Annotated in this window: 11 protein-coding genes; all 11 read right to left on the reverse strand. The window is 38.2% G+C overall.

The window, feature by feature from the left end; translation table 11 throughout:
* Positions 1–21 precede the first annotated feature (21 nt).
* Complete coding sequence (locus EV196_RS07890; protein WP_243652206.1) at positions 22–1,614, reverse strand: type IV secretory system conjugative DNA transfer family protein; 1,593 nt, start codon at positions 1,612–1,614, stop codon at positions 22–24.
* 11 nt (positions 1,615–1,625) lie between these two features.
* Positions 1,626–2,651, reverse strand: a complete 1,026-nt coding sequence (mobB, locus tag EV196_RS07895) for a MobB family relaxase (protein ID WP_132217096.1) — start codon at positions 2,649–2,651, stop codon at positions 1,626–1,628.
* Between the two features lie 2 nt (positions 2,652–2,653).
* A complete protein-coding gene (locus EV196_RS07900) occupies positions 2,654–3,211 on the reverse strand; it encodes a BfmA/BtgA family mobilization protein (protein ID WP_132217098.1) in 558 nt (185 codons plus the stop codon).
* 479 nt (positions 3,212–3,690) lie between these two features.
* Positions 3,691–3,888: a hypothetical protein gene (locus tag EV196_RS07905; protein WP_132217100.1), complete on the reverse strand. Its 198-nt coding sequence runs from the start codon at positions 3,886–3,888 to the stop codon at positions 3,691–3,693.
* Between the two features lie 19 nt (positions 3,889–3,907).
* The gene (locus EV196_RS07910) at positions 3,908–4,288 is read right to left on the reverse strand and encodes a DUF6876 family protein (RefSeq protein ID WP_132217102.1); all 381 of its coding nucleotides are present in this window, start codon (positions 4,286–4,288) and stop codon (positions 3,908–3,910) included.
* Between the two features lie 95 nt (positions 4,289–4,383).
* Positions 4,384–4,722 carry a single-stranded DNA-binding protein gene (locus EV196_RS07915; RefSeq protein ID WP_132217457.1) on the reverse strand — a complete coding sequence of 113 codons (339 nt, stop codon included), beginning with the start codon at positions 4,720–4,722 and terminating at the stop codon, positions 4,384–4,386.
* A gap of 767 nt (positions 4,723–5,489) precedes the next feature.
* Positions 5,490–7,058 carry a ParB/RepB/Spo0J family partition protein gene (locus EV196_RS07920; protein ID WP_132217104.1) on the reverse strand — a complete coding sequence of 523 codons (1,569 nt, stop codon included), beginning with the start codon at positions 7,056–7,058 and terminating at the stop codon, positions 5,490–5,492.
* Between the two features lie 455 nt (positions 7,059–7,513).
* Positions 7,514–8,533 (reverse strand): UDP-glucose 4-epimerase GalE, encoded by a 1,020-nt coding sequence (gene galE, locus EV196_RS07925; RefSeq protein ID WP_132217106.1) that lies wholly within the window; start codon positions 8,531–8,533, stop codon positions 7,514–7,516.
* Between the two features lie 14 nt (positions 8,534–8,547).
* Positions 8,548–9,567 (reverse strand): UDP-glucose--hexose-1-phosphate uridylyltransferase, encoded by a 1,020-nt coding sequence (locus tag EV196_RS07930; RefSeq protein WP_132217108.1) that lies wholly within the window; start codon positions 9,565–9,567, stop codon positions 8,548–8,550.
* Positions 9,568–9,580: 13 nt separating this feature from the next.
* Complete coding sequence (galK, locus tag EV196_RS07935) at positions 9,581–10,729, reverse strand: galactokinase (protein WP_132217110.1); 1,149 nt, start codon at positions 10,727–10,729, stop codon at positions 9,581–9,583.
* 95 nt (positions 10,730–10,824) lie between these two features.
* Positions 10,825–13,809 carry a sulfatase-like hydrolase/transferase gene (locus EV196_RS07940; protein WP_132217112.1) on the reverse strand — a complete coding sequence of 995 codons (2,985 nt, stop codon included), beginning with the start codon at positions 13,807–13,809 and terminating at the stop codon, positions 10,825–10,827.

Consider the following 13,809-nt stretch of genomic DNA (forward strand, 5'->3'; position numbering starts at 1 on the left):
TTAACTTTGGTAGATCATGATTTAAGACTTCAACTGGAACAGTTGTCTGACCTCAAGATGGATCCTTTCAAAGTTCGCCTGTATTTCTGCATCATTATAGCGATGGATTGGTGATGGTAATGTCCTGTTAATATTCGGCATTTTAAACTGAACCTTTCGATCCTTGCCATCCGCAAAAGATATAAATTCTCCTTCCTTCAACCTAAAGAACACATCGGAACGTATTTTACTCACTTCTTTCTCCCCTGTACTGATCCTGGAATCAAAGTCTAGGCTATTTTGGCTCTTGCTGATGGTGGTTGTCGGTTTCTTGACGATCTCAAAGAAACGTTCATAATATTTGGCGGTGTCGGGGTCGTTCGCCTTGCCAAAGAACTGGTAGGACAGATTGCTCAAGATGGCACGGCTTGCCTTATCGCCATACATCATGTCATTTTGGGTCTTGTCCTGCATCACATACACCGTTGAAATATCATAGCTCCGTAAGGTTGCAGGAATGCGGTGCATATTGAGAAGCCTAATGGTAGGCGCTTCCTCGATAAGGATAAAGGCCGATTCTCGATGTCTTACGCTCATCTGTTTGGTCATGGTATGGATAATAGTGGCAATCACTGGGGAGTAGGCCGTTTCAAATTTGGGATTGTTGACTATGGACACCACTGCTGGATTTTTGGGGTTATTGATATCCAAGGGTACTTCATCTGCTGAGAGCGCCATAAAGATGCGTTGGGTGCTGATTTTCTTGAGGGCATTCGCCAATGTGCTCATCACCCCTGCCGTTTGGCGTTCAGAATCCCTTCCTGAGATAAAGGCATTAGCCATGGCTTTAGAGGTGTAATCGGAACTCAAAAAATCAATGAGGCTATCGGTATCCAAATATTGATAGGTAGCAATCAAATGGGGAAGCGTACAATAATTAGGATGGGTGGTTTTGAGTTTCCAGATAAGCCCACCCAAAAGACCTTCCACGGCATCATTAAAGAATTTGGAAGAACCAGCTGCGTTGGACTCCCGTTGTTCCAACAGGTTTTCCAAAAGTACCCGAGATACTTCATTGACGCTTTCCTCGTCTTCCATATACCTTGGGGCAATGGGGTTCACCTTGGCATAGATGTCATCAAAGGAAATGATATGGAAAGGACGGTTGGATTCCTTATACAGTGGGTACGCCATTTCCGTGATCTCAAAATGTTTGTAATCATGGATAAGACCGCAAAATTGGTACCGCTGGAAATGCCTTAACATATTGTAGACCACCGATTCGGTCTTGCCACTGCCAGCGGATCCTATAATGGAGATGCCCCTACGGATGTTCTGGAGTTTTATGCTGCCCTGTTTTACCTGGAGCTTTATTGCATACTTACGTTCCTTTTTCGGTTGTTCCCAAACGGGGACTATCAAAACATATAGGGCGTTCTGGATGAATACGAGAGGCAATAGCCATTGTCCCAATAGGGCCATGAGCTTATCGGGATGCATGAGATAGAGCAAAGCCCCCATCATCAGCAACAATACGGCACTTAGTCCATAGGCGAAGCGCAAATATCGAAAACCCATTGCTATCAAAGTGGTCAGGGCAACATAGATACATATTATCAAAACGGGTGTTGTCATAGGATTGTTTTTTAAATGCCGATGGAGCTTGCGTTCTTTGCCACATCGATGGTTCTTTTTAATTGTTTGAAGGCTTTCAGTGCCAATTGCACCTGGTTGGTGGGGATGTTCAGGTTGGGGACGTGCATGCCCGATTTGCCCATCATCTTAAAGGCGGCACTCTTTTCATTGGTTGGGAGTGCCATCAGGTGTGCAAAGAACTTGTATGGTTCTTTGTTGTACATTTTATGTGCCGTATAACTTTCCACAAAGTTCCGCTCATATTTGAAGAGCTTGTCAAAGGTCTTTTCTGCCTTTTCAAAAAACTGGTCGCGTTCAAAGCCTCGCTTTACTAAGCTGCCATTCAAAATGACCTCGGAGGCTTTGTGGGAACTCCCTGGGGAAAGACTGAGCGTGTTGGTCACATCCTTGCGGCTCACAATGATATGGACGTGGGTCTGGAGTCCCTGCTTTTTCATTCCCTGCACGACCATCTGGCCGTCCACATGGTGTGGGGCTTCTGCCTTGAGCTGTTCGATGGTTTTTTGTATGGCTTGGCTGTTGCCCTCCAACTCCCCGCTTCTGATTTTCGCCAGGTCATGTTCCAATTTTACAATTTGTGACCTAAAGGGTTGGTTCTCCTTTATTTCCCTATCAAAGCCTTTATAGGTACGTTCGTACTCTATCTTGGCATAGTATTTTATGCTGTCCACCGATACGGGCTTGTCCCTATAAAAGGAACTGGCATAGTCCTTCATAGTTTCCCTGACATACTGCCGAAGTTTTGCTGGGTCATTACCGATGTGCTTGAGTTCCCTTTGGCTTGGACTGATGGTCAAGGAATAGAACTTAGGCTCGTTTTTTCTGAGCTTGGCGGTATTACCGTCGATGTCCTTGACGATGTGCTTGGCGGATACTTGGTCATTGTGCTGGTCAAAAAAGTGCTCTTGCTGCTCTGGAACCTTGTCCCTGTTTTCCTTTTCCAGATAATCCACAAAATCGCCGGAGCTCTGTGAAAAGGTGGTGTCCATGTGTTGTTTGGTGATTGAGATGTACATAATTAACTGTTTTTGATTTTCTCTTTAAGAGCCTCATAGTCTTCCAAGGTCATGTCCAATTGAAGTTTGGGCTTGCCAAAACTGCTTTTTACAATATGTACCTTAGAAAACAGGAGATCCTCAAATTGTTGTTTGGTTTCTTTTAAATCCCTTTGGAGGGTGTTCTTTTCCTTTCTCAGTTCGATGGCCTCCAATGACGTGGCAAAAAAAGGATCTTTGGTGGTCTTGCCCCTTTGTTTGACCTCCACTAAACGGGGCTGCTTTTGTTTTGGTGGCGTTTGTTCAAACAGTAATTGGAGCATCGCCGTGGTCGGTTGTGTCTGGTGCTTTTCGATATCCTTCACAATGGCAACCAAGGCATTGATGCGCTTTTTAATATTGGCTTCCATGCCCCGCATGTTCGGTCCCAGATCGGTCATGGGCGACAGTTGGTAGGTATCAAAAAAGTCCATCATATGGTTCAGGGTCTCGGTATAGGAGCCACCGACTTTGGCACAAAAACCCTTGAACCGTTCTACGGTGTCCTTATGGAAATTGATACTTAAAAATCGGCGTTTCATTTCTTTATATTATAGTCTTTTCCTTGATTATGTTAATGCGACCCAGTGTTTACGGGGGTTTCCAAGGGCATTAACATAATTTTGGTGTTTGTCCTTTGGTACAAACATGATTTAATATGCTTTAAATAGCTGTAAATCAGTTATTTATAAAAACATAAAATAACGCAATGCCGCTTTAGCGCATTGCCCTCTTGCTATACCTTTTCGTCCCGCTAGCGGGACAAAATTTTTATACAACCTGACTAAAAAATGTCAGTTGCTTTTTCCTTTGTGGCTGTTCTTTTAAAGTTATTAGATTAGGATGTAATATTCAAACTCAGATTGGTTGCAAATGGTTCGTTTTGATACCAAAAAATATGATTTCCAATGAATGTTTGGATTTGGGCGTCAGATTTTCGAAAAGGGCTGAAAATAATCTGCAAAAAAAAAGACCCCATATTACATGAAGTCTTTATTAATAATTTTAAACTATTGGTAGATTAAATATTAAAAACGTATTGGTAGGAATAAAGGTTTTTAATGGCTTCCTCTTCCAGTATGGTGTTATAATCCAAATGCTGTTTTTCAGCATAGGATTTAAGGTCATTCCCAAATTTTTGTTCCACATCGATTTTGGAATTTTGGAGCAAACGGTCTTGGGTCTCTTCGTCCAGATTGTTGTAATTCAAATAAATCATGATACATGGTTTTTTAAATTCAATATTCGCTCGGTAGCATCAGCGTATTGTTCACAAAGAACAACCGCAGTTCATCCAATGGAAAATCGGTCACGTTATAGCGGTGTGTTTGTAATATGGTGTCGTTGCCGTCGCCATAGGTTATGATGGCTTCACAGCCTTTCTCTTTGCTCTCGGGTTCTGAAAGGCGTTTAAAATCGATGGTTATGAAGTGGCTCTTGTCCTTAAGGCTCTTGGCTATCACGGAAGCATCGGTTACCAGCCAAAAGCAGCCTGCTTTTTCCGCTAAATAGTGGATGCCGTCCGTAAATCGGGTCTGTATCAAAGGCAATTGAAAAAATTGCTCGGTGCCATGAAATTGTTGCAGGCTTTCCTGTAATGTTATAATTTTGCTGTTCATTGTTTTCTTGTTTTATGGGTTAAAGATGTATGGAGTTAAAAGAGGGCAATGGTTTCGTCACTGCAATTGCCCTCTTAATTTTCCATGGTTGATGTCTATTGATTTCCTCCCAACAATAGGATTTCACCCACTACCACCTCGGTCACATAGCGTTTTGTGCCGTCCCTGTCCTCGTAACTTCTTGAGGTCAATTTGCCCTCAATGGCAATTTCCTTGCCCTTGGTTACGTACTTGTCAATAATGTCTGCGGTCTTGCCCCATGCCACGATACTATGCCAATCGGTATTGGTCTGTTTTTCGCCCTTGGCATTTTTGTAGCTCTCATTGGTTGCCAATGAAAAACGAACAAGGTTCTTACCGCTCTCCAAATTGGTCATTACGGGGTCTGCCCCTACATGTCCAATCAACTGTACTTTGTTTCTTAATGTACTCATGATATTAATTATTAAATGGTTTATATTTCCCCTATTGGGTGGCAAACGGATGCCATTTTAAGGGGCGTTTTGTTCAATTTCCCTCGTGAAACGAACCAATGGATGGCGTGGGTTTTGTCAAGGCTTTTAAGGAACAAATCAGGAGGGTCTGCGACGTAGCAAAATCCTTGGATTTTCAAGGATGTGGAAACCTTATTTTTTTTTAAAACTTTGCATGGGCTTGACAAGTTCCACGAGGGCATTAGCAATACTTTAAAACCTGTTTGCATTGGGGCGTACAGGCAGTTAAGCGCCATAAGCAAATAAGGTTTTATTAGTAGTGCTTTTGCGCTGCCTGTTTTTCGATGCCCCGAAAAACAAACAAAGGCGCCATCCATTATAAAACCCCTTAAAATGTTCTAGGACCGACCCCGTGTTTTTAGGCAGTATCCAGCAAAGTCCCGGGAAGGCTTTGCCGATACTGCCGTTAAGAAAATATGGGGTCGGGATTTCCGATGTCTAGTTATAAGAACCGATAAGTTTGATGGTTGTTCTGTCCTGGCGGACTCCATTCACCTGTTTTGCCTGTAAAGAAGTGTCCTTTCCAGCGAAGCGGAAAGGTTCAACGCAGTGGAAAGTAAAACAGGTGGATGGTGTCCAAGACTTTTCAATGAAGCGCTTTTCCCGAAATGGAGCTTTTCGCGGCATGCAGGGGAATGTGCTGCAATGGCTTTAGTAGAACAATAAAAAAACCACTAATCATCTAAGTGATAATTAGTGGCTTTGATTTATGATTTAACCGAATTCTTGAGTTTCGTAACCCGTTCTTTCCGTCGGCTTATTCTTTTATCGGCAATGGCTTTTTGTTCCTTTTCGAAATCCTCGATTGGAATACTACCGAAACTTTCAGCTAGACTTCTTAATGCCATGGCTTCGCTGTATGTTGGTAAGGATGATTTAAAGGAATCATATCCTACATTATTGATGATGATGGCCATGTCATCTTTTGTCAGTTCCATAAGACGTTTCAGGAATCCCGCAGTACCCTCTTTTTTATATTTGTCCATATCCAAAAGCTTACCATAATGTTCCTTTTTTGGCCAACTCAGTGCATTCCATACTATCAATCTGTTTACTTTTTCTGTGGCATCACAATATTTGTGTTTTCCTAACACAGTTAATTCTTCAGTTTCACACATGGCTTCAATGATACGTTTATGCACCTTTTCACCATCCAGTTCCAACATACGTTTTGCTCTCGTATTGATCTTTTCAATTTGCGCATCCACACTTTCCTTGCTTTTCGGATCCAAAGCTTTTACTTCTTGCTTTTTGGTCAATCGAATAGAAACGTATTTTCCATGGTCATAACCATTAACCCAGAATCCCCTGATTTTGTTTTTCCGTTCATCTTTTCCATGAATCGTTTCAAAATCATCATATTCTACCAGAACATTTATATCTAACTTTTTCAGTTTTTCAGACAGATCCTCATCGATAGCTTGATGCTTGGATTTGATTAAATGGACATTTTCGGCATTGTTGATGATGCTCTCAATTTCGTTTTCAATGTGTTTTTCCGTTTTCTCACCGAAACACACCTTATCAAAACATCGGTCTTCTTCCTTTACATCAGGAAACAGGGAACAATTTGCTCCTGAGCGCTTCGGACAATTGATACAGGCTCCTGCCTTTTTAACTAGGTTTTCATCCAGTGGGTTAAAAATCGCTTTTGATATGAGCGCGGTGATGTTGGAGTCAATGTAGCTTTGTAACTGTTGGGCAGATTTAATGCCGCCACTCCAATCACTTGCATTTTGAGCCACTTCTTTTTGGTATTTCTTATCAAGGCGCGCTATTATCAATGCTTTTGAAAGATTGATGTCATTTCTGAAAAACAGTTTTTTCCATTCGGCATTTAGATTATTCAAGCTCAGTCTTTGCAGGATGAATTTTTCGGACTTGGCGATTTTGGCAGCTATATCTTCAATTGTGTATTCACCCTTATCAATCATCAGTCTAAACGTTTCAGCTTCTCGCAAGGGATGCACGTCTTCCCTTTCCAGGTTTTCGATGATCTGTGCTTCCAAGGCTTCTTGGTCATTCAAGTCCTTAATTTGAACTGGCACCAATTTCAAATCTATGAGCTTACAGGCTCTTAATCGTCTTTCTCCGCAGACGAGTTCATACCCTTTGTCTTTTGGTCTGACCAGTAACGGTTGAAGCAGTCCATGTTCTTTGATACTTTCAGCAAGTTCCTGAATGGATTGCTCATCGAAATCACTTCTCGGATTGGTATTACTGGTTGTAATGTCAACCAATGCCACCTCTTTTAAATGTTCGAAAATTGTTTCCATAATTTTATAGTTTTAGATTAAACAATATGTTTACGGAACCCAAACGGAAGACAAAATTTTGGAGCGGAAAGGAAACGTATAAAAAGTGAGGTACGAACGGCTTTATGCCGTCCCTTTTCCGAGAAATATTTTGCGAGTTTACCTTTGTACCTATATTGTTATAGATATACTCTCCTTTTAAGCGGACGCTATTTCAAAGTTTAATATTGGGAATGGAGTGTTCCTGCTCCCGAAGTTTCGGGACTAAACAGGAAAAAGTGAAGTATAAACCTAAAACTTTGGGATTGTGTCCAAGATTTTTAATGAAGCGCTTTTCCCGAAATGGAGCTTTTCGCGGAATGCAGGGGAATGTGCTGAATGACTTTTGAAAGAAAAATATAAAAAAGCCACTGATCACCTTTTAAAAAATGAATTAATGGCTTCTAAATAATGATTCCTTTTTTAAGTAGAAAAAACTAATTAAGTCCTTTCTCCCATTTCCAAGCAGATATTAATGCATCCTTTAGACTTAATTTTGCTTTCCAACCTAATACCTTATTAGCTTTTGTAGTATCAGCATACGCGGCAATCACATCACCCGCCCTTCTATCTACAATTTTATAATTAAGTTTTTGGTTCGAAACCTCCTCAAAGGTTTTAATAACCTCCAGCACAGATGAGCCTTTCCCTGTTCCTATATTAAATACTTCGTAATTATCAGTGTTATCACCATCAATAAGTCGTTTTAATGCGGCGACATGTGCCTTTGCTAAATCGACTACATGAATATAATCTCTTATACAAGTACCATCTTTAGTAGGATAATCATCTCCAAAAACAGACAACTGTTCTCTTTTACCTATGCCTGTTTGTGTAATAAATGGCACTAGGTTTTGAGGTGTTCCTATAGATAATTCTCCTATTTTTGCTGATTCATGTGATCCAATTGGATTAAAATATCTAAGTGCTATTGCTTTTAAATTCTCTGAAACTTTACAAGTATCCCTAATAATTTCTTCACCAATTTGCTTCGTATTTCCATAAGGAGATTCCGCGGCTTTTATTGGTGCAGACTCTGTTATTGGCAATGAATCTGCCTGACCATAAACCGTACAGGACGAACTGAAAATAAAATTAGAAGTTTCTTTGTTCTGTAATTCCTGTAAAATATAGATTAATGTGTTCAAATTATTTTCATAATATAACAAAGGAAGGTTTACACTTTCACCCACCGCTTTTGATGCTGCAAAATGAATCACACCAATTATATCTTGATCTTTTTTAAAGAAATCTATTACTGCAGTTTTATCTCTTAAATCTAGCTTTTCAAAAATAGGTTGCTTTTTGGTTATAGCTGTAATGCCCTTTAATACATCTATTGATGAATTTGAAAGGTTATCGATAATAACTACTTCAAAACCTTCATTTTGGAGTTCTACAACTACGTGCGATCCTATAAACCCTAAACCTCCTGTTACTAATATTTTATTTGACATTTTTGTACTTCATTTTAAATTAATTCCTTCAATCTTTGTGTTGCAATTTCAGCCGTAATATCTCGTTGTGGCGAACCAAACATTTCGTAACCAACCATGAATTTTTTAACCGTTGCGCTTCGTAAAAGCGGTGGATAAAAACTCATATGCCAATGCCAATGAGAATTATCTTCATTATTAGTTGGTGCTTGATGAATACCACTTGAATATGGAAATGAGGTATTAAATAAAGCATCATATGCTTTGGTTAATACGGAAATAGCTTCGGCAAATAGACTTGCTTCTTCCCCATTCATACAAAGAATATCTTTTTGATGCTTTTTTGGGACAATCATCGCTTCAAATGGCCAAACAGCCCAAAAAGGAATTAAAACTACAAAACTGTCATTTTCGAAAATAATACGTTCTTGTTTTTCTAATTCCTGTTGAAGGTAATCTCCTAATAAACTCGTTTTGTTTTTGTTAAAATAAACTTGCTGGTGCTTATCTTTTTTATCTACTTCGTTTGGTAGTGTAGACTGACTCCAAATTTGACCATGTGGATGCGGGTTGCTACAACCCATCACAGCTCCTTTGTTTTCAAATATTTGAACGTAATTGATGCCTTCGTTTTTACCTATGTTTTCATATTCGTATTGCCAAGTTTCAACCACTTTTTGAATGCTTTCAATAGCCATATCTGCCAAACTTTTGGAGTGGTCTGGACTGAAACATATCACTTTACAGATACCTGTTTCGCTTTGCGCTTGTAATAAACCATCGTTTATTTTAAAAGTTTTGGAATCTTTCTGAAGTGCTGCAAAATCGTTAGTAAATACGAACGCATTTTTATAATCGGGGTTTATTTCACCGTTAATTCTCGTGTTTCCTGCACATAAATAACAAGTTGGGTCGTGTGCAGGTCTAATTTCATTTGAAGTGGCTTCATTTTGTCCCTGCCAAGGTCGTTTGGCGCGATGCGGCGATACTAAAACCCATTCTCCTGTTAATATATTGAATCGTTTATGTGAAAAATCTTGTAAATCCGTATTCATTTTTTTCGTTAGTTTATTTTATTAAATGGGTACCTTCGGAAAGTTTTACGGAATAAATAGAACATTCTTTACCGAATTTTTCATTATACACCTTTGAAATATGGGTTTTGAAGTTTTCAGATTCGTTTTTTGCAATTAAATTTATGGTGCAACCACCAAAACCACCACCCATCATTCTTGCGCCTAAAACGTATCCATTTAATTTGGCCTGGGCGACTAAAAAATCCAATTCATCACAACTTACTTTATATTGATTTTGCAAACCTTCGTGTGATGCATAAATTAATTTTCCAAGTGTTTCTAAATCGCCTACTTCCATAGCTTTCGATGCTTTTACTGCGCGTTCATTTTCCTGAATAACATACAAGGCTTTTTGATAGTTTTCAGGTGATACTTGGTCTTTAATAGTTTCTAAATCAAATTCCGTAGCATCACGGAGGGCCTTCACTTTTAGTAATTCTGAAATGGATTCGCAAACCGAACGTCTGTCGTTATAAGCACTATCGGATAAACTATGTTTTATATTGGTGTTTATTAAAATGAGTTCTTGATCTTTAAAATCAATTTTATAGGGTTTCGATTTTACAGTTCTGCAATCCAATAATAGCGCATGGTTTTCAATGCCAAACATGCTAGCATATTGGTCCATAATTCCGCATTTTACACCCACATAATTATGCTCTGCTTTTTGTGAAATTAGAATCATTTCTTCTTTTGAAAGTCCTAAATTAAAAAGTTCGTTAAGTCCGAACACCACACTATTTTCCAAAGCTGCCGAAGATGACATACCTGCGCCTCCTGGTATATCGCCACCAAAAGCGATGTTGAAATTGCCGATGGTTTTACTTCTATTTTGGAGTTCTGAAACAACTCCTAATACATAATTAGCCCAACTACCCTCTGTCGATGGTTTTAATGTATATAATGAAAAAGAAATCTCTTCATTTTTATCTACCGCATAAACTTTCGATTCCGAAGCTTCACTTTTTTGTATTCCGGCAACAATGCCTTTATTAACGGCCGCTGGAAACACAAATCCGTCATTATAATCGGTATGCTCACCTATAATGTTAATTCTCCCTGGGGAAAAAATAAGTAATGGGTCGCTTTTAAAGCGTTCTTTAAAACTTGTTCTTATTTTGTTTGCTAGTGTTGTATTCATGTCATGCGAGGTATTTAAATGTTTTAATGAAGTTTATAAAATTTCATTAAAACAAGATTCTCAATTTGCAAATAATAAACTTCTTTAGTTATTTTTTAAATTTTTAAAACTTTTTCTATACATACATGATTATCTGCTTTCACCTTTATAAGATACATACCTTGAGCTAAATCGGATACTTGTATTCTTGGTTTTTCTGTATTTGTTCCTTTTACTTTTTTGATGGTTTTACCAGACATTGACAGGATTTCTATCTCCAATTTATTTACGGGTTTATCAAAATTTATATTAAAATAATCTGAAGTTGGGTTTGGAAAAATACTTAATTCTGCTTTTAATATATCTGCAATAGCTAAAGTTCCTACAGAACCTATATCACCTGAAATACCACTTGATGTTTCATTAAAACTCCATAAATTATAATTATCATCTTCTGAAGTTGTCCAATTAGCACCATTATTAATGCTTCCTCTTAATTGAGAGGGAGAGCCCGATAAAGCAGCATTATAAATACCATTATCCATGTCTGCATTCACACCATTTGTGGCATCAATAGTAAAACCTATTAATGCCGTTGGAATAGCAGAAAAGGAATTCCCGCCTCCATCGCCCCAAAGCGTAGAATTAGTATTTAACCCCGTTATCCAACCTAAATCTGTTCCCGAAGTAAGTTCTGCAAAAGGTTCAGGAGTTTGATATATTAATACAGTATCTCCAGCAGGTGAAAGATCGAAATCGGAATCATCATCTGTACCACCATCGTCTTTGCCCAAAATATTATGAACTGTAGATCCAACAGTAATCTCTACATCATTTTTTATTTGTTTTACTAAACCATCTGAATCTAATTTTAAGATAGTTCCACTTAAAAATGGCTCTCCCGCTGTCCAAGTCCAAACATCATCTATACTGTAACTTCCCGTCCAACCATCTTGAGAACCCTTCCAAGATCTGTTCGAAAAAGACATTTTTGTAGTGGCACTTATGTCTTTTAACAACATAAAAGCAACAGCACCTTTATTTCCTGATTCTGCTTTAAAACCAACAATAGCAATATCTCCCGCTGTTAAAGGTGTTGGAACAATTACATCAAAAACATTGATATTTGCAGGAGTTACGTTCACCGATCCAAAGTTTGTTGATTGTAAAGTAATGGTTACTGCTTCACTAATTTCATTTATACCATCTGTTGTGGCTTGTATGTTTATTTCAGAATAATTTGTACCATTTAAAATAGTAATTGAACCAGACAAAGCGGTATAGTCTGTGCCATTTGTAGCATCACCACTTACTGAATAATTAATTGTAATATCTTGAGATGCTAAAACGCCATCTGGTAAACTTACTTTGAATTTACCATCTGTTATTCCTTCAACAGCATCTGTAATTCCTGTGATGCTTATTTTGTTTAATTCACTTTCTAATAACAATTCTGAACTTTCGAAAAGTAGATCATAAGCTGGTAATGTTCCATCATCCCACAGTGCTGAATGTGGATGCCCATTTCCACCATCATCATTATCATACCAAGCTGGTTTTACATCCTTAAAATCTTTTGCCCAAGCAACTGCATAATCTAAAAGGTTTTGAATAATTGTTTCGGCATTAGGTTCTGAAGCTCTAACATCTGAGGTTTCCCCAGGATCGTTAATTATATTATATAGTTTCCAATTACCGCTACCACCAGTTTTAACAATTTTCCATGGATAGGACATAATCGCACCATTTTGAAACCCATTTTGTGGTCTCACAATATAAATAGGTTCTCCATTAGGTCTTAATTCTTCACCAGCAATAAGCTTATCCATAAAGTCTTTTCCATCAATAATTTTATTAGGAGGAACAGTGGCTCCAGCTAAATTAACCAATGTTGGGTATAAATCTAATGCGCTAATTTGGTAATCGTAATTGGTTTTGGTTGAAATTTTATCTGGCCAATGCACAAACATTGGTACTTTGTGACCGCCTTCTAAAACGCTTCCTTTTAAAGCATCAAGCGGATAATTTACCGCACCTTTACTGTATGTATAACCGCCATTATCACTTAAAAATATAATAACCGTGTTATTATACACATTGATATCCTTTTTCATTTCTGTAACCAGTCTGCCAATGTTTTTATCTAAATTAGACACCATTGTTGCATACGTAATACGATCTTGAACAAACTCTTCAATTTTTTGTGGTTGCTCTTCCAAAGGCCATTTAGTTACTTGATTCGATTCTGTAATGTAGGTACTATTACGAACTAAGTCCTCAAAATTTGGATTATCAATTTTAAACTGAGCAATTTCAGATGCTATGGCTTCCAATGGTGTATGCGGTGCATTATAAGCCAAATACATAAAAAATGGATCTGTTTGATTTTTATTATTGTTGAAATAATTGATCGCATCATCTGTGAGAATATCTGTTAAATAATCTTCATTCTCTGCATCGCTAAATTCAGATTCAGCTACATAATTTCTATTTCTTTGTAATGGATCTTGATATTCGTTGGTTACAGGGTTGGCACTACCAAGTCTTCTGTAAAACGCATCTTCATAACCGTTTTCAAAATAGCCCTTTCCTCCTCCTAAAAATCCAAAGAAATAATCGAAACCTCTATCTAAGGGTTGATAAGAACCTTCAGCAAATCCTAAATGCCATTTACCGAATGCTGCCGTATTATAACCACTATCTTGAAGTAAATTTGAAAAAAAAGTTTCATTGGTTGGAATTCCTAAGGTAGAGGTAATATCGTTAGGTAAATTATATTGTGCTCCTATTCTATGAGGATACATGCCTGTTAACAAAGCGGCTCTACTAGGGCCACAAAAGGGATGTGCAACATGGGCATTTCCAAGAATAATACTGTTGTTAGCTAATTGATCAATATTTGGCGTAGGTATTACTCCCAAATCTGTTGGAAAACTGGCACTTCTATTAAAACCTACATCGCCATAACCTAAATCGTCGGCTAAAATAACAATAATATTAGGTCTTGTTCCTTGGGTTTGACCAATAACTTGGGTTACTGGAACCATGCAAAGCGCCACTAATAAATACGCTTGTAGTTTTTTAGATATCATATATTTCAT

This window comes from Mariniflexile fucanivorans (genome assembly GCF_004341235.1).
Classification (GTDB): domain Bacteria; phylum Bacteroidota; class Bacteroidia; order Flavobacteriales; family Flavobacteriaceae; genus Mariniflexile; species Mariniflexile fucanivorans.

Excerpts from the sequence above, each read along its gene's own strand:
- EV196_RS07920 (WP_132217104.1), bottom strand. The coding sequence starts at position 7,058 with ATGGAAACAATTTTCGAACATTTAAAAGAGGTGGCATTGGTTGACATT.
- EV196_RS07905 (WP_132217100.1), bottom strand. The coding sequence starts at position 3,888 with ATGATTTATTTGAATTACAACAATCTGGACGAAGAGACCCAAGACCGT.
- EV196_RS07940 (WP_132217112.1), bottom strand. The coding sequence starts at position 13,809 with ATGAAATATATGATATCTAAAAAACTACAAGCGTATTTATTAGTGGCG.
- EV196_RS07910 (WP_132217102.1), bottom strand. The coding sequence starts at position 4,288 with ATGAACAGCAAAATTATAACATTACAGGAAAGCCTGCAACAATTTCAT.
- EV196_RS07900 (WP_132217098.1), bottom strand. The coding sequence starts at position 3,211 with ATGAAACGCCGATTTTTAAGTATCAATTTCCATAAGGACACCGTAGAA.
- EV196_RS07890 (WP_243652206.1), bottom strand. The coding sequence starts at position 1,614 with ATGACAACACCCGTTTTGATAATATGTATCTATGTTGCCCTGACCACT.
- EV196_RS07915 (WP_132217457.1), bottom strand. The coding sequence starts at position 4,722 with ATGAGTACATTAAGAAACAAAGTACAGTTGATTGGACATGTAGGGGCA.
- EV196_RS07930 (WP_132217108.1), bottom strand. The coding sequence starts at position 9,567 with ATGAATACGGATTTACAAGATTTTTCACATAAACGATTCAATATATTA.
- galE (WP_132217106.1), bottom strand. The coding sequence starts at position 8,533 with ATGTCAAATAAAATATTAGTAACAGGAGGTTTAGGGTTTATAGGATCG.
- galK (WP_132217110.1), bottom strand. The coding sequence starts at position 10,729 with ATGAATACAACACTAGCAAACAAAATAAGAACAAGTTTTAAAGAACGC.
- mobB (WP_132217096.1), bottom strand. The coding sequence starts at position 2,651 with ATGTACATCTCAATCACCAAACAACACATGGACACCACCTTTTCACAG.